General features: G+C 53.8%; 14 protein-coding genes and 1 pseudogene. 4 read left to right on the forward strand and 11 right to left on the reverse strand.

The window, feature by feature from the left end; translation table 11 throughout:
• Positions 1-75 precede the first annotated feature (75 nt).
• The 4 genes and pseudogenes from ACE6ED_RS00190 to ACE6ED_RS00205 form a co-directional block, all read right to left on the reverse strand.
• Complete coding sequence (locus ACE6ED_RS00190) at positions 76-1,059, reverse strand: aromatic acid exporter family protein (protein ID WP_410824932.1); 984 nt, start codon at positions 1,057-1,059, stop codon at positions 76-78.
• A 227-nt stretch (positions 1,060-1,286) separates the two neighbouring features.
• On the reverse strand, positions 1,287-2,138 hold the full coding sequence (locus tag ACE6ED_RS00195) for an ABC transporter permease (RefSeq protein ID WP_410824933.1): 852 nt from the start codon (positions 2,136-2,138) through the stop codon (positions 1,287-1,289).
• A 217-nt stretch (positions 2,139-2,355) separates the two neighbouring features.
• Positions 2,356-3,111, reverse strand: a pseudogene (locus tag ACE6ED_RS00200) (ABC transporter ATP-binding protein); the annotation flags it as partial.
• A gap of 70 nt (positions 3,112-3,181) precedes the next feature.
• On the reverse strand, positions 3,182-4,192 hold the full coding sequence (locus ACE6ED_RS00205; RefSeq protein ID WP_410824934.1) for an ABC transporter substrate-binding protein: 1,011 nt from the start codon (positions 4,190-4,192) through the stop codon (positions 3,182-3,184).
• A gap of 645 nt (positions 4,193-4,837) precedes the next feature.
• On the opposite strand from ACE6ED_RS00205, the gene ACE6ED_RS00210 reads away from it, so the two are divergent.
• Both ACE6ED_RS00210 and ACE6ED_RS00215 read left to right on the forward strand, forming a co-directional pair.
• Entirely contained in the window at positions 4,838-5,077 is a 240-nt protein-coding gene (locus tag ACE6ED_RS00210) for a hypothetical protein (RefSeq protein ID WP_410824935.1), read from the forward strand.
• Positions 5,078-5,836: 759 nt separating this feature from the next.
• Complete coding sequence (locus tag ACE6ED_RS00215) at positions 5,837-6,463, forward strand: FMN-dependent NADH-azoreductase (protein WP_410824936.1); 627 nt, start codon at positions 5,837-5,839, stop codon at positions 6,461-6,463.
• Between the two features lie 341 nt (positions 6,464-6,804).
• Here ACE6ED_RS00215 and ACE6ED_RS00220 read toward each other — a convergent pair whose 3' ends face one another.
• The 5 genes from ACE6ED_RS00220 to ACE6ED_RS00240 form a co-directional block, all read right to left on the reverse strand.
• On the reverse strand, positions 6,805-8,013 hold the full coding sequence (locus ACE6ED_RS00220) for a beta propeller repeat protein (protein WP_410824937.1): 1,209 nt from the start codon (positions 8,011-8,013) through the stop codon (positions 6,805-6,807).
• A 70-nt stretch (positions 8,014-8,083) separates the two neighbouring features.
• Entirely contained in the window at positions 8,084-9,160 is a 1,077-nt protein-coding gene (gene rsgA / locus ACE6ED_RS00225) for a ribosome small subunit-dependent GTPase A (RefSeq protein ID WP_410824938.1), read from the reverse strand.
• A 361-nt stretch (positions 9,161-9,521) separates the two neighbouring features.
• On the reverse strand, positions 9,522-10,196 hold the full coding sequence (locus ACE6ED_RS00230) for an HAD family hydrolase (RefSeq protein ID WP_410824939.1): 675 nt from the start codon (positions 10,194-10,196) through the stop codon (positions 9,522-9,524).
• Positions 10,197-10,407: 211 nt separating this feature from the next.
• Positions 10,408-10,857, reverse strand: coding sequence for a DUF3939 domain-containing protein (locus ACE6ED_RS00235; protein ID WP_410824940.1), 450 nt, complete (start codon positions 10,855-10,857; stop codon positions 10,408-10,410).
• A 121-nt stretch (positions 10,858-10,978) separates the two neighbouring features.
• Positions 10,979-11,572: a DUF2087 domain-containing protein gene (locus ACE6ED_RS00240; protein ID WP_410824941.1), complete on the reverse strand. Its 594-nt coding sequence runs from the start codon at positions 11,570-11,572 to the stop codon at positions 10,979-10,981.
• A gap of 234 nt (positions 11,573-11,806) precedes the next feature.
• Between ACE6ED_RS00240 and ACE6ED_RS00245 the strand changes: the two genes are divergently transcribed.
• Both ACE6ED_RS00245 and ACE6ED_RS00250 read left to right on the forward strand, forming a co-directional pair.
• A complete protein-coding gene (locus tag ACE6ED_RS00245; protein ID WP_410824942.1) occupies positions 11,807-12,817 on the forward strand; it encodes a YpdA family putative bacillithiol disulfide reductase in 1,011 nt (336 codons plus the stop codon).
• A 1-nt stretch (position 12,818) separates the two neighbouring features.
• Positions 12,819-13,262, forward strand: a complete 444-nt coding sequence (locus ACE6ED_RS00250; protein WP_410824943.1) for a DUF441 domain-containing protein — start codon at positions 12,819-12,821, stop codon at positions 13,260-13,262.
• Positions 13,263-13,364: 102 nt separating this feature from the next.
• Here the strand turns inward: ACE6ED_RS00250 and ACE6ED_RS00255 are convergent, their stop codons facing one another.
• Together ACE6ED_RS00255 and ACE6ED_RS00260 are read right to left on the reverse strand one after the other, a co-directional pair.
• Positions 13,365-14,378 (reverse strand): hypothetical protein, encoded by a 1,014-nt coding sequence (locus ACE6ED_RS00255; protein ID WP_410824944.1) that lies wholly within the window; start codon positions 14,376-14,378, stop codon positions 13,365-13,367.
• Between the two features lie 87 nt (positions 14,379-14,465).
• Complete coding sequence (locus tag ACE6ED_RS00260; RefSeq protein WP_410824945.1) at positions 14,466-16,226, reverse strand: ABC transporter ATP-binding protein; 1,761 nt, start codon at positions 16,224-16,226, stop codon at positions 14,466-14,468.
• Positions 16,227-16,234 lie beyond the last annotated feature (8 nt).

The following is a 16,234-nucleotide window of genomic DNA, read 5'->3' on the forward strand; positions in this document are numbered from 1 at the left end:
TTCATTTGGAAAAATATCAAAAAGACGGTCTTCCGCAAAGGAAGCCGTCTCTTTTTCTACCTATATGGCTGGATGTCACGCCATTTTTTTCGGTGTACGCGCCGTATTTGCCTGATAAACCGGACCCTTATTTTCCTTGGCAATCTTCAAATATAGCGCCAGCTCCCGGCACAGCTGCAAAATCGCGGAACGGACTTCAAATTCCTCCCGGGTTGCCGGAAGTTCCATTCCCCGGAATTCATCCTCCAGACCGGTCAGCAGTTTCTCGGTCCGGCCTGTGTAGGTCTCGTCCATTACATCGCGGCTGAGCTGCTCGAACAGCTCGGACACCATTTCACCGTGGGGCAGATGCGTATAGACCTGGGACAACAGCTGGAGCATATTCTGGATCGATTCCAGCTGCTCCTTTCGCATGTAAAAATATACGTTCCACGCCTCATCCGGATGAATCACATGGTTCTCCATTTCCCGCTCCGCGGCGGTTACGCCGCGCCGGACCGCTTCCCCCGCCTGGATCAGCTCTTTGCCGTCCCACATATACTCCGGCTCGCGCAGCGTCCTCGCCATCTGGGCAAAGATGACCGAAAAAACACCGTCCACCTCCCTGCGGATCTGTGAAATCGTCGCATCCGCCTTGGGCATATAAGCCAAATTGACCAGACCGGCCGATCCAAGGCCAATGATCAGCAGCTCGATCTGCTGCAGCAGGACAAAAATGTTCAGCTCAGCTTGTCCAAACACACGGAAAACCACAACTGAGCTTGTTACAATCCCCTCCTTGAAGCCCGCCCGGACGATAAGCGGAAACCCAAACAGGACGAACAAGCCCAGTACCCAATAATGAAAGCCTAACAGCGCAAACAGCGCGCATCCAAACAGGAGTCCCACAAGCGAAGCGAAAAACCGGGCCGAAATCGTCCGCAGACTCCTTTTCCGGGTCACCTCCACGCCCAAAATCGCCAGCAGCCCCGCGCTCTGGGCGTTCGGTATCCCTGCGGCAGCAGCCAATACAATGGACAGCAGCGTAGCAGCAGCCGTCTTGATGATGCGAAATCCCATGCCATCCCTCTTTATTCCGTAAATAATGTCGTGTACCGTCCCCTACATGGTACTTGATTTTGCCAACCGGCACAATGTGACACGGGGTCTGCATAAATACCGCCCTGGTAACAGGGGAGGTACACCTGAGTGTTGGCAAGGGCCGCTTTTGGACAGGGGCTGGCGCCTTTCATGTGTGCAGCGATTCTGCCAGATGTTTACCCGCCAGATGTTTATCAGCCAGGTGCTTACCTGCCCGACAGCATCTTCCGCTCGGCCCACACCACCAGCTGATACATGAGCGTAGCGACCACCGCAATGATAAGCAGACTGGACATCACCAGCGTGAAATTGAACACCTGAAATCCGTAGATAATTAAATATCCGAGACCTGCTTTGGCCACAAGGAACTCGCCGACAATTACGCCTACCCAGGACATCCCCACATTAACTTTCAAAGTGGACACAATGGCGGGATAAGACGCAGGCAAAATCACTTTGGCAAACAGCTGATTGCGCGTAGCTCCAAACGATTGGGCGACCTTGAGCAGGTTAGGATCAACGCTGGAAAAACTGTTGTAGACGACCAGCGTGGTTACAATCACAGTAATCGACAGGGTAGTTACAACAATGGAAGTAAAGCCCGCACCAAACATCACGATAAAAATCGGCCCAAGCGCCACCTTTGGCATACTATTGAACACGACCATATAGGGATCCAGCACTTCGGATAAAAACGGCGACCACCAAATCAGCACCGCAAGCAGTGTGCCGACTAGTGTGCCAAGCAAAAATCCAGCCGCTGTCTCGCCGACAGTAATAAACAGATGCGGCCACAAGCTGCCGTCCGCCGCAGTTGAAGCGATCTGAGCAAACACTTTGCTTGGAGAGCTGAACAGCAGAGGATCCACCCATTTCAGCCGGGCAGCCATTTCCCATAACGCAAACAACAGCACGAGCAGCCCGCCCTGTACGGCGAACACTGAAGCACGCCGTTTTCTCCTTGCCGCCAAAAATGTCCGGTGCAGCTCACGCAGCCAGTGTTCCCTGCCAGGTGTCCGGCCGGTTAGGCCGGTTGCGGTTTCGTGTTCAACCATCATGGCGCTTCCTCCCCTCCCCGGTTCGCTCCTTAGCGTTTTGTTCCTTTGAAGTTGTCTCCTCTTTGCTTCGTTTCCCTTGGGCAGATTCGATTCGCCCCTCTTCGCTTCGGTTTCCTATGGCTGGTTCGATTCGCTCATCTGTGCTTCGATTCCCTCTGGCTGGTTCGATCCATTCTTCTTCGTTTCTTTCTGCCTCTGTTCGTTCCTCCTCCGCCTGCTCCATCTCTTTCCAAATTTCCCGGAACAACTCGCCAAATCCCGGCTGCTCCCTGGCATATAAAGGAGGCACCTCCCGGATTGCCGGCGGGACGTCAAAAATTTTGCGGATCCGCCCGGGATTCCGGCCAAGCAGAACAACCCGGCTGCTGACCGCCACCGCTTCAGAAAGATCATGTGTGACCAATACGGCTGTCGTCCCCCGCCGGCGCAGGGTTTCAGCGACCAGATCCTCCAGCTGCAGCTTGATTTGATAATCCAGTGCGGAAAACGGTTCGTCCAGCAGCAGCAGGCCGGGGTCCGTGGCCAGCGTCCGAACGAGGGCGACGCGCTGGCGCATGCCTCCCGACAATTCGTGCGGATATTTTCGCTCCGTGCCTTCCAGCCCCATATCCCGCAATAATTCAAGAGTCCGGGAGCGGGAGGCTTCATCCATCCGTCCGGTAATTTCGAGGCCAAGTAAGGCGTTGTCCAGAATGGTCCGCCATGGATACAGATAGTCCTGCTGCAGCATATAGCCTACATCCGGACTGGGTCCGGCTACCGGCCGGCCATAGACCTTAACCTCCCCTTTCGTGGGAGCAAACAGGCCTGAAATGATCGAGAGCAGCGTTGTTTTGCCGCAGCCGCTGGGACCCACCAGACTAATGAACTCGCCAGGCATGACGTCCAGGTTAAAATCCTCAATCGCCAGGGATGCCCGCCCGGTTCCCAGATACACATGCGTTACCGCTTGAAGCTGTACTGCCGGCAGCATAGAATCCCCCCTCAAATCATCCTGAATGTCGCAGGAGGCGGCAGGATCAGCCGCCCTCTGCATAACGTTTCTACTTTTTATGACCGTGAGCCTGAAAGGCCGCTTCGGCAAAACGGTTATCCACAATCGCATCCAGCGGAATCCGCTGTTTGAGCTCCCCGGCCGATTCCATCACATTTTGCAGATTCGTCCATTCCCCTTCGTCAATCCTTAGATCGGATGCGTAAGTTTCCTGCTCCTTATACCTTTTTACCGCCGAAATAACGATTTCCCTGTCGGTGTTTTCAAAGTAAGGAAGAATGGCGTCGGCCACTTTTTCCGGACTTTGTTCCATCACCCAGGTTTGGGCACGCTGGAGGGCATTGGTGAATTTTTGCGCGGTTTCCGAATGCTCCTTCAGATAGCTGCCTTTGGCCATAAAGGCCGTATACGGCAGGCGCCCGCCTTCAACACCAAAGGAAGCAACCACTTTGCCCCGGCCTTCCCGCTCAAAGATCGAAGCCTGGGGCTCAAACAACTGTACATAATCCCCTGTTCCCGAAACGAATGCCCCGGCGATATTGGCAAAATCGATGTTTTGGATTAATTCCAGGTCGGTTTCCGGCTGAATTCCCTTTTGCTGAAGCACATAGGCGCCGGCCATCTGGGGCATGCCCCCTTTTCTCTGTCCAAGGAAGGTGCTGCCCCGCAGCATCTCCCAGTCAAAACTTCCCTCCGGCTGTCTGGCGAACAAAAATGTGCCGTCCTTCTGGGTGAGCTGGGCGAAATTGATAACCGGATCCTCGGCTCCCTGCTGATACACATATATGGAAGTCTCCGAACCGACCAGCGCGACGTCAATCGAGCCTGCGAGCAGCGCCGTCATCGTTTTGTCTCCGCCCGGGATTGTCTGAAGCTCCACCTTTAACCCTTCCTCTTCAAAAAATCCCTGCGACAGCGCCGCATACTGCGGAGCATAAAATATCGATCGCGTGACCTCACCGACTCGGACCGTAACGCCGGAGCCGCCGCTGCAGCCCGAGGCGAGCAGGAGCAGAACCAGTCCCAGCAGCAGCGACAGCCTCCATGGTTTCCTTTTCATTCCTACCGCTCCTTTTCCCGCTGGATTTTTCCCCATACATCGTATGCGAACAAAGATATTGGGGTTCGGCCCGCGCCCCCGCGCCGGGAAGCGGAATGATGAAAATAGGCGTCAGACAAGCCGGGCAGCCGGAAAGAAAGCGGAAACGGAACTGCTTGCGGTGCTTAGAGAATCATCCTGCGGACATCGCAGACAATCTGGCGGAGCGAGTTTTTTTGCAGTGTTACGGATGTAGAAGGTCAATCATGCGGGGGAATCCTATGGTTGACCTGCTGGAACAGCGTGCTTTGGCGAAGGAAATCTCGGCGTTTCGGTAAAATAGCATCCGGGGAGTAAAAGTGATAGATTTTCATCATGGGTTGATAGGGTGCAAGCTTAAATGATAGGTTTCATCATAATTAATAGATTTCATCTTGAATTGAACTTCTGTTAAGCTGGTGAAGTACACGCCTGAAGGTCCTTTCGATCGTCAGCCGCCCCGCTTGTCCGTGTGGGGAGGACATTGTGCGCCCAGGACAAGCTTCGTTCGGCGAAACCGCATGAAAAATGGAATCTTTATGTTATCATAAGCTAATTTTAAGGTAAAATTAATAATAGGCGGGTAAGATCAGTAGCAAGAGATAACTTTCACAGAGGTGATGTCAAATGAGAACACTCATTACGTTCCAGAACCGATCCGTACCTGTGTATATTACAGCGGAGAACAAACAACCTCCACAAAAAGTGCTTCGACTGCTGACCAGCACCTTGGATCTGAAAATCAGAAAAGGCAAGAGCGCGCTGCAAAAATGCCTGAATTCCCTTATAAGCATCGAAATCAAAGGCTCGGAAGCGATTCTTCACAGCTACAGCGAAAACGATTCCTTGGCTTTGTCCCTCTATTAATATAGAGGGTTTTTTATTTTTTCCGATAATGCAGAGGTTGTTTTGTCATCATGTGCGTTTACTTCCCGCCATGGCCCCGCTACACCAAAAGACCGGTCAATTACCCGGCGCACAAATAAGGCATAGTCCCGCAATCCGGGCTATGCCTGTTTAGGTCTCGGCTTGGATGCTGGATTATGCCTATTTAAGTCTCGGCTAGGATGCTGAATTATGCCTATTTAAGTCTCGGCTAGAATACTGGGCTATACCTATTTAAGTCTGAGCTAGGGTGCTGGAACTCGCTTAACCGATCCGAGGATAACGGGATTCCGCTTTCTCCGCTTTTTGTATCCGGAGCTTGAACAACCTCAACAAATTGATGCGGGTGCGCTCCTCGTGACAAGTGTCCAATTTTTTCAGAATAAATCGGTCAATGGACATGTCAATCGCTCCTTTATCACGTATCGTCAAGCAGGACGAAGTTGGATTCGTCCCCCTCGTATCCCATATATAACCTCCCAAAATCGAAATTAAACCTCTCCTCCGGCCGTCCGGCGGCGGGATTGCTCCCTCGTTTTTATTCACCGCAACCCATATATTGGGTGTCTTGTTCCCCTTCTCCCGCTCCTTGCTCAATTTCTAGTACAACAGCCTAAAGGACATTAAATATTTTTAGCAAAAAAATATTTTTTCGGCGTTGTTGACAAACCTGAAGAACCTAACTATACTTTGTATAGTAAATATAATTATTTTACATAATCACCGAAGGAGTGTTTCTAAATGTCCAATGTTTTGTTTATTAAAGCCAATAACCGCCCGGCCGAACAGGCTGTCAGTGTGCAATTGTATAACGCTTTTCTTGAGAGCTACAAGGCTTCGCATCCGGAAGACAGCGTAACGGAACTGGATTTGTTCGCGGTAAACCTGCCTTATTACGACAATACCATCATGACCGGTTTGTTCAAGCTTGGCCGCGGCCTGGAAGCTACAGCTGAGGAGCGGCAGGCGGCTGAAGCCGTAAACGCCTATTTCGACCAATTTGCTTCAGCAGATAAAATTGTGATCGCGTTCCCGCTTTGGAACATGACCGTTCCGGCTGTGCTGCATACCTATATCGATTACCTGAACCAAGCAGGCAAATCGTTTAAATATACGGCTGAAGGTCCAGTTGGCCTGCTGACCGGCAAAAAAGCCGCCGTGTTGAACGCACGCGGCGGCATTTACTCCGAAGGCCCGGCCGCAGCTGCGGAAATGGCCGTTAACTTTGTGGTGAAAAACCTGAACCAGTGGGGCATCACCGACATCACGCAGGTCATCGTGGAAGGACATAACCAGCTCCCTGAGCAGTCCGCCGACATCGTGGCCCGCGGTTTGGCCCTTGCCAAAGACACGGCTGCAACATTCTAATTATCGTTTCCTTGTTCCGCCCGGCGTCTCTTTTAAAGAGGCAGCCGGGCGGTTTTCTTGTTACCGCAAAATACGGTACCTGCATTAAGTTAACTTAGTTAACATTATGTTAACTAACACGCAACAAACCTTATTCATTAGTTTTCCAATCTCCTGTAATAGGTTATTGGAAAGATAAAAACGGAGGAGATCGCCGGCAGTTTAACTACTGCTGCGATCCCCTCCGTTTTTTTGCCGGGATGGCCCGGAGTGCATCCAATTAGACACTTTCCTATTGTCTGTTGTTTTGGCCCGATATCCCTGCGTAGCCGCTTAGGCGATTAAACGCCGTACATAAGCAGTTATTGAATAGGGGCAGGGAAAGACAATTTTTTATTCCAGGTCAAACCGCCGTCCTCTGTCGAATATACTGCGGGAATACTGCTGGATCCCGCCACAATCGCAAACCCTTTTTTCTCGGCCGGGAATGAAATCACTCCTTCATACCCCGGCAGGGTTGCTTTCAGATTGCTCCAGGTTTTGCCGTTATTCAGCGACCGGGCAAATGAAACCTTCTCCGTGGCCGGTCCGCCCGCTACGAGGTACGCCGCATCTCCGCTGATCTCCAAATTTCCAGGGAAGCCTTCCGGGCCGCCGTAACGTTTGGTTCCGGTCGGATCGCCAGGCGCGGGTCCGCCGCCAGACGAAGAGATCGAAGTAAGCTTCACCCAGTTTTTCCCGCCTTCGGCGGAATGGTAGAGTGAATAGGAGATCTGGGACATGCCTGAGTCGCCGTACAGCAGCGCGTAGATGCTTTTCCCGTCCTTGCTGTACAGCTTGCCGGCCGGATTCGAGCCTTTCGTATCGACCACCAGCGTTTTATGCCAGGTCTTGCCGCCGTTTTCCGTCTTCATTATGTTGTATCCGCCTGTGCGAACCTGTACAGTCCAGCCATGATCGGCATCGGTGAACAGCGCGCCTCGGGAATTAGCCGGTGTCGGGATACGCGTCCACGTTGTCCCGCCGTCCGAAGTCCGGTACACCAACGCATAAGTGTACAAGAAACCGTTTTTTTGATCCGAAAAATCAATATCCAGCGTACCATACGGCGCATTTTTCAGCGGTTGGTACGTGCTGCCGCCATCCGTTGTTTTCAGCAGAATCGGCACCGGACTGTCCGGTTTCGTCCCGATAACGTATCCAACGCTGTTGGTCACGAACTCCAGCTTATGAAAGTTGTATTCGCCCGTGTAAATCGTCTGCCAGCTGCAGCCCCCGTCGGACGTGCCGATCATGAAACCATTGCCGGCCACCCGGCCGATGTTGCCGCTGAGGAACTGGATGGTATCAAAATACGGTCCCTCCTCAAAATGCTTACGGGATGGGTGGGTTTCCATCTTCTTCACCAGCTCGGCGCCATTGTTCTGGCACGCCGCTTTGGGTGCGGCGGCTGCTGCTGCTCGCGCCGCGGAAGCCTGGGGACCGATGCCGGCCAGCGGCACGGCGAGCGCAAGGGCTGCGGCGAAGGCTGTGAAGCGGTTCAACCGCCGTTTGGTTTGGTTTGTACTCATTTGTCTCACCTCTCCTTTTTACTTACCCTTTTGTAGACGCTCGTGAGCAGCAAAAAGTTCCGGATTTTCCCTACTCAAGCTCTGACTTCCAATCCCGGGCGCGCGGCTTCGGCGGTTTCGCCTGCTTGCCGCGCTGGACTGTCCGTTTTGCTTTATCTTCTTTTGCGCTGTAGTACGCCAGCTCCCGCTGCGTCTTCCGGTAATTCAGCAGCCGTTTCTCCTCCAGGCCGCCGGTCGCCACCGCCTCCAGCACAGCGCAGCCCGCTTCGCGTTCATGCCTGCAATCGGCGAACCGGCAGCCGGCTGCAAGCTGCTCTATATCGGCGAACGCAAGGCTTAGACCGCCGCCGTCTTCCCATAGCTGAAGTTCTCGCATTCCGGGCGTGTCGATGATAACCCCGCCCGATGGCAGCTCGAACAGCTCACGGTGCGTCGTGGTATGCCGGCCTTTACTGTCGTCCAGCCGGATTTCCTGAACCCGCTGCAGCGGCCGGCCGCACAGCCAGTTAACCAGCGTGGATTTGCCGCAGCCTGAGGATCCCGTCAGCGCAATCGTCCGTCCCGGGCCCAAATACGGCTGAAGGGCTTCGCCGCCTATATTTTCATGCGCGCTGACAGCAAGCACCGGCACGCCGGGCGCCACGGCCTCCATTTCGGCGATTTGCAGCGCCGCGTCCGGACATAAATCCGATTTGGTCAGCAGCACCACCGGTGAAGCGCCGCTGTTCCAGGCCATAATCAAATAACGTTCCATCCGCCGCACATTAAAATCGTCATTCAGCGCGCTCACAAGGAACAGGATATCGACGTTTGCGGCCACTACCTGCTCCGCCGGAACACTGCCGGCAGCCCGTCTGGAGATAACACTGGAGCGCGGCAAAATCTGCACGATTACTGCATGCCCCTCCTCCAGCCGCCGGACCGCCACCCAATCGCCAACCGCTGGCTGAAGCCCTTCGCCAGTCTCAACAGCATGCCTCAGCCTGCCAGAAGGTTCTGCCCAGCATTCGCCATCCTCTAAAACCACCCTGCAGCGGCTGCCGTGGTCGCTGGCAATCCGGGCCGGTTCCAGTCCGTCGTGCTGTTCACTCAATTCGTCCCATATTGTCTGCCACCGGGAGTTCCAACCTTTTGATACTAACTTCATTCAATTCCTCCTCTGATTAAAAAACGCCAAAAAGCCGCTGGACACGTGGTCCGGCGGCAAAATTGCGCCTCCCCGGATAGCTCCCCTTGCAGGGTAGCCATGGGTAAAAAAGCGCACAAAAAAGCCGCCGAACCCGATACGGTTCCGCGGCGTTAAGGCATTAGCAAATTGCAAGCCGGGCTAATCTTATTGGATCAGCACAGCAGCAGCCCTATCCGGAAGACGCGTATCGGTCACAACCGTCATTACATCAAACTTGCCAGTACGGTAGGCTCTCATTATTCATCGTCTCCTTTCAGGGATAATCTGGTAGTAATCATAACGGGACGCTACCCGTCTGTCAAGCAGGAGCGCAAAAAAATTAAATAATCCCCTTCAGTTCTTGCAGGCTGTCCACCGTTTGCCAAGGCAGCACATCCAGCTCTGGGTCCCACGGATGCTGCCTGCGCAGCCAGATGCCGCGGATCCCCGCTTTGCCGGCCCCCCAGATGTCGTTCACCGGATGGTCGCCGATAAACAGCGTCTCTTCGGGCTGGGCTCCAATCCGTTCCAAGGCCAGCCGGTAAATGTCCGGCGCGGGTTTGCGCAAGGAAACCTCACCGGAAATCACAATATCGTCAAAATGGCCGCGCAGACCCAGCAAATCGATTTTAGTGTTCTGAATACTGCTGGCGCCATTCGTGATCATCCCGAGTCGATATCCTTTGTCCCGGCAGTAAGCAAGGAGCTCCTCCGCCCCGTCCATCGCGGCTCCATGTCCCATATAACTCCGGTCGTAATATTCCCGGATCTCCGCTGCCGTGAGCCGTGTTCGCCACGGCAGCACCTCCGACAGCTCGGCGAAAAAACCGTCTTTATCCCGGTATCCGTCGGCGTCTCTCACAATCATCTCCTCAACTACAGCCGACTGCCCGGCAGGTTCAAGATGCGCCAGGTGGTCGCGGACGAAAGTCTCGCTGAAGCTGCGGAAGGTCCGGTCGCGGTCCATCAGCGTATTGTCCAAATCAAACAGCAGTGTCGTAAACGGTTTCGTCATATTCGGTGTTCCCCCTAACCCGAGCTCTCTCAAGGGCTCGTCACAGACCTATATTGTACTACGCGACAGGTAGGAAGAACATCCGCAAATCCCGAAACTTTCGATTTAACTCGCAGTGCAGCACAAACAGACCGCACGGCCAGGAGCGTTTCCGCTTCATCCGTACGGTCTTCATAAACAAATGCCATTCATTGGTTTCATGCCTTTCCGGTTATTCAAATCTCTCCGCACGGTGGGTCAACATCATTTCCTCTTCCGTGATGTATAGCGGAAAAGGCGGCGTCTCCTTCAAATACCGCTGGGTAGACAGCAGACGATAGTGCACTTCAGGCAGTATCGCGTCTTCCAGCACCGGCAGTTGGCCCGTGTCGCTGATATAGCTGTCGACAGCCGACTGTACCAGATCCAGATAATACGGGATCAGCTTGTCTTCTTCCTCGAATACCTCATAGGTTTCGCGGGACATATAGAACTTCTGGTCGGATACACCGCCGAGATACCGGCTCAGCCTGGACAGATCCAGACTCCGGTCTTCATTGAGCAGCGCCGTGCGGTTAATCGGGGCGGGCATGTCGGACTCGAACTGACGGATTGCCTGCTTCACTTCACCAAGCGTGACAGTCACCCGGGGAAGGTTCTTTTTGGTTCTTTTGAACAGCATACGGACCGGCTCCTTTCCAGTGAGGATTAGGATAACGCTTACAATTCCATTTTATGCGTTTTTCCGGCAGTGCAACCGCGATTTCGCCATTTGTCACAAAAACGTACGATTTTCCGCCCGATTAAATCTCTTCCCACTTCCTCCACATCTCCGGCGGGTTCAATTCGTATTTTTCCGCTTCGCGAAACATGAAGTGATGCATGATGAATTCTCTGCGAATGGTGGCGTAGTCGTCGTGAAACTTTAAAATATAGTCGTTGATCTCTTTTTCGCTGTACACCCTGCCCGGCTCCAATTGGCGGACCAAATGCTCCAGCACGATCAGTTTTTTCTTGTATTGCGCGGGTAAATGGCGCAGCCTGCCGTCCTTGGAGAAAAAGTTGCGGATCACCGCATCGAAAATTTGCTGTTTCCCGTCAAGCCGGACTTCTTCGTGACCTTCACCCGAAAAAATAAACCGCAGCGATTCCTCGCCGCCCACCCGAATGTATTCGGAGTTCAGCTTGAAGTACACCGTGTTTTTGTCCCTGCGTTCCTTGAGCAGGCCGGCTTCCCGCAGTTTGGAGGCGTGATGCGTCACCGTGGGCTGGGATAAACCCAGCTTTTCGGCCAGTCCTTGTCCGTGAAGCTCTCCCCCGGAGAGGAGCAGCAGGATCCGCAGCCGGGTCGGGTCGGCCAGCGCTTTATGATAAGCTACAATTTTGTCGAGCTGCATCTTCAATCATCCTTTGATTTGGGTTTACGTGAATGAGGTTATATGCTAAGGATTTACGTAAATAGGATCTATGTGCATAGGTTTACGTACGACACTTCTAATTAGACAACAATCAAAGTATACAGGAAACGTCTGCGGCAAGGCAATTGGCAAAACCCGCGTTTTTGCGGTAGGATTGAAATTACGGATTCGGAGCCGTTTGGCCCCGAAACAAGCAACCAGGGAGGAACTAGCATGAAAGATGTCATTATTATCGGCGCAGGGCCGTGCGGCCTGTCCGCTGCCATCGAATGCGGCCGGCAAGGCCTGTCCGCTGAAATTATCGAAAAGCATTGCATCGTCCATTCGATTTTTTTGTATCCCACCAACATGCAGTTTTTCAGCACCCCGGAGCTGCTGGAAATCGGCGGGCTTCCGTTCACCACGCCAAACGACAAGCCGTACCGGCATGAAGCGCTCGTCTATTACCGCAAAGCGGCTGCTCAGTATAACCTCGACATCACTTCGTACGAGGAGGCGGTGCGGATCGAGAAACAGCCGGACGGCTCGTTTGCCGTCCACACTGTGAACCGGCGCGGCGAACAGCTGGTCCGGCTTGGCCGGAATGTGGTGATTTCGACCGGCTATTTTGATCACCCGAACTTAATCGGCATTCCGGGAGAAGAGCTGCCAAAGGTTACCCACTATTTCCGGGAAGCCCATCCTTACGCGGGTACCCGGGTGACTGTGATCGGGGGCAGCAACTCGGCCGTCGATGCCGCGCTGGAGCTGATCCGGGTCGGCGCCTCCGTCGATATGGTGTACCGCGGGGCCAGCATTTCGGACAATATCAAGCCTTGGGTCCGCCCCATTTTTGAAAGTATGGTTCAGAAGGGCAGCATTAACCTGTATCTGGAATCCCGGGTTGTAGAAATCACACCGGACAGCGTGCGCATCGAAGCAGCGGGGCCTTCCGGCATCAACGATACGCTGGTGAACGATTTTGTCCTGGCCATGACCGGCTTCCGCCCGGACCGGGCCCTGCTCGGCTCGGCCGGTGTGGAAATGGATGACTCCATGGATAAACCCCGGTTCGATCCGGCCTCCATGGAGACGAATATTGAAGGTCTATATGTGGCGGGCGTCATCGCTTCGGGCCGGAACGCAAACGAAATCTTCATTGAGACGGGCCGACGCCACGGCGGGCTGATCGCCCGCCATATCGCGGAAAAGCGGCTCGTGCACGAAGGGGAGCTGAACGGGTAAAATGGACTCGATTTCGCTCGTTCTGCTTGCCCTGGCGGGACTCGGCATCGTCAGCAGCAATTCTCCGGTAACGATCGCCATGCTGGTGCTGCTCCTCCTTCGGGTATTGGGCCTGCATCAGACGTTTCCATGGCTGGAGAAATACGGCCTTACGGTCGGCATTATTATTTTGACTATCGGAGTCATGACCCCGCTCGCCAGCGGCAAAATCTCCCTGCAGACGATCGGAGAGTCGTTTCTGCACTGGAAGTCGCTCAGCGCCATCGCTGTCGGGATTTTGGTCGCTTATCTGGGCGGCCGGGGAGCTCTGCTCATGGGCGCCCAGCCGACAGTTGTCGCCGGGCTGCTCATCGGCACCGTTATCGGCGTTGCGTTCTTCAAGGGTGTGCCTGTTGGACCGCTTATCGCTGCGGGCATCCTGTCGCTGCTTCTGGGCAAGTCTTAAATACACACAAGGCCGGTCAAGGAATCTCCTCCTTGACCGGCCTTTTTTTGTAGCGGTATGGCCGAATGATCTGTTCATCCGGATCGTTAAATCCCTTGTCTTTTACTGCACCATACCCGAAACCGGCGCAGCCGCAAGCGAATAAAATTTGCCTTGTTTGTTGATCTTGCCGGTAACGGTCGGTTTGCCTTTTTTGGTGAATGTGTATTCGTTCGCCTTCACTTTAACCGAATATCCGGTCAAATTAACGCCAAACAGCGAGCTGACCGCAGGCTTTGCGGCTTTGATCGCTTGGGCAGCACTGTATTTGGGTTTGGCAAACGACTTCGCGAAATCGTCGTCATCCTTCCAGTCCTTCAGCAGATCATTTTCCGCCAACCAGACCTTGCTTGTGTTGACTCCAAACTCGACGCGCTGCAAATCCGACCGGTCGTTCAGCTGCCATACAAGCCGGCTTGAACCTTCCTGCACCTTGGTGGCATACTGCACCGGATTTCCTCCCCAGCCCAGCGTCTTCAGCACTCTTGCATACTTGTTAATCATCGCAGGAGGCATGGATTTCAGGGAATAGGCCATACTCGCCGTCAGATGGTTGTTTTTGTCCAGATCCACATACAGATTCTGATCATTACCGAAGAATACCCAATAATTCCGCGGCTCGTTGAGCTGGTACGGAGAGTGAACCCGCCACAGGGCATCCGGCTGGAATTTGCCGTGCGGATCAAAGGATTTCAAAAACGTGGTGATCCGAGCGTCCAGTTCAGGACTCAATACGCGGCTGCGGTCTTTGGCGTTATAGATAATGGTGGTCTGAGACACGCGCTTCTTCAGTGTGTCGTAGGTCTGATCAAAGCGTCCTTTGATGTCGCCAAGCAGCGTTCCCGACACGTCAAGCCGCTTATCCGTGCTGGAAATGTCGGTACGGACTACATCTGCGATCTGTCCTTTACGTCCGCCGGACACATCGGACAACGCCTTGTCGAGTGCAGCCTTTGTCTCCTGGTCCACCTGTTTGAGTTCGACCGCTTCCGCATGGACGATGGTCGTTTGTGCGGGAACCGAAGTGAACAGCAGTCCCGCCGCGGCTGCCGCCGCAAGCCATTTGGATCGTTTCATAGCTGCGTCTCCTTTTTCTGTTAATCAGCATTTTCCTATATACAAGACGGAAAGTGCTGGAAAAAGTTGCGGCCTATCCCTTATTTCTTATTCCTCCGCACCGCCGAGCCTTTGTACGTTAAACAGCCGCGCATAGCTGCCGTCCAGCTGCATCAGCTCTTCATGCGTCCCCCGTTCGGTGACGATGCCGTGCTCCAGCACGACAATCTGATCCGCATGGGTAATCGTGGACAACCGGTGGGCGACAACAAGCGTGGTACGCTCGGAGGTAAGCGAAGCCAGGGACTGCTGAATCAGATGCTCCGATTCCAGGTCCAGCGCCGATGTTGCTTCGTCGAGAATAAGAATTTTGGGGTCTTTCAAAAAGACACGTGCGATCGCCACCCGCTGCTTTTGCCCGCCTGACAGCTTGACTCCCCGCTCGCCGACCTCGGTGTCATAGCCCTGCGGCAGCTGCATGATAAAATCGTGTGCATTTGCAGCCCGGGCGGCTGCCATCACCTGCTCCTCTGTTGCTTCCGGATTGCCGAACAAAATATTGTCCCGCACGCTTCCGCTGAACAAATAGTTGTCCTGAAGCACCATGCCGATGTTCCGCCGCAGGCTTTCCTGTGTAATTTCACGCACCTCCTGGCCGTCCACCTTGAGGCTGCCCTTGGTAATGTCATAGAATCTTGGAATCAGACTGACGAGGGAAGATTTACCGCCTCCGCTCATGCCGACAAAGGCCACGGTCTGTCCCGGCTTAATCTCCAGGTCGATTCCCCGCAGCACATATCCATCCTCCCCCGCGCCGTAGCTGAACCAGACGTCATGGAATTCAATTTTTCCTTGGGGATGGTCCAATGTTCGGGCATTTGGCGCGTCTTCAATATCATACGGCTCGTCCAGCAGCTCCAGCACCCGCTCCAAAGAGGCCGAAGCCTGGGTCAGCACCGTCGAAGAGTTGATCAGCCTTCTAAGCGGGGCATACATCCGGTCAAGATATCCGAAAAAAGCAATAAATGTACCCAGCGTCAAATCGCCCTGAATGACCCGGTATCCCCCATAAGCGATGATCAGCAGCGGCGCGATATCCGTCAGCGTATTGATAATGGAAAAAGTAAGTGCGTTCCAGCGGGTCTGGTCCATCGCTTTGTCCAGAAAACGCCCGTTGATGCCGCGGAACCGTTCCCGGTCCACCCGCTCCATCGTAAAGCTGCGAATGACCGCAATGCCCTGAATTCGTTCGTGCAAATAACCCTGGATCCCGGCCAAGGCCTGTGAACGGTCTTTGGTCAACCGTTTAAGCCGCTTGTGCAGCTTGCTTACAGCGTAAGCGTAAAATGGAAGTACAATAATGGATACAAGGGCCAAAGCAGGATTCAAATAAAACATGAACCCAAGCGCAATCAAAAGCGTGAACATATCCAGCCAGACGTTCATCATGCCGACTTCGACGAGATTTTTGGTCTGCTCCACATCGTTAATGAACCTGGAGATGGCTTCGCCCACTTTGGTGTTTTGGTAGTATCGGAGCGACAGCCGCTGCAGATGGGCGTACAGCCGGTTGCGCATATCGAATAATATTTTGCTGGTGATGAACTGGGCAAAATACTGGCGGTAATACTCCACCGGACCGCGCACCACCACAAACAGCACAAAGGCCCCCGCAATGACGGCCAGCAGCCTGGAAATTTTGGCGGAGGCGTCCAGTGTGCTGTCCAGCAGCAGATCGTCGACTACGTATTTTTGGATCATCGGCAGCGCCAGCGGAATGCTGAATTTGATCATTCCCACGACCAGTGTGAGCGCAATCCATTTACGGTAAGGTTTTACGAATTGATAAAAAGCTTTCCATGACTTCACTTGTAGTT

The organism is Paenibacillus nanchangensis (assembly GCF_046543445.1).
Lineage (GTDB): Bacteria > Bacillota > Bacilli > Paenibacillales > Paenibacillaceae > Paenibacillus_AQ > Paenibacillus_AQ nanchangensis.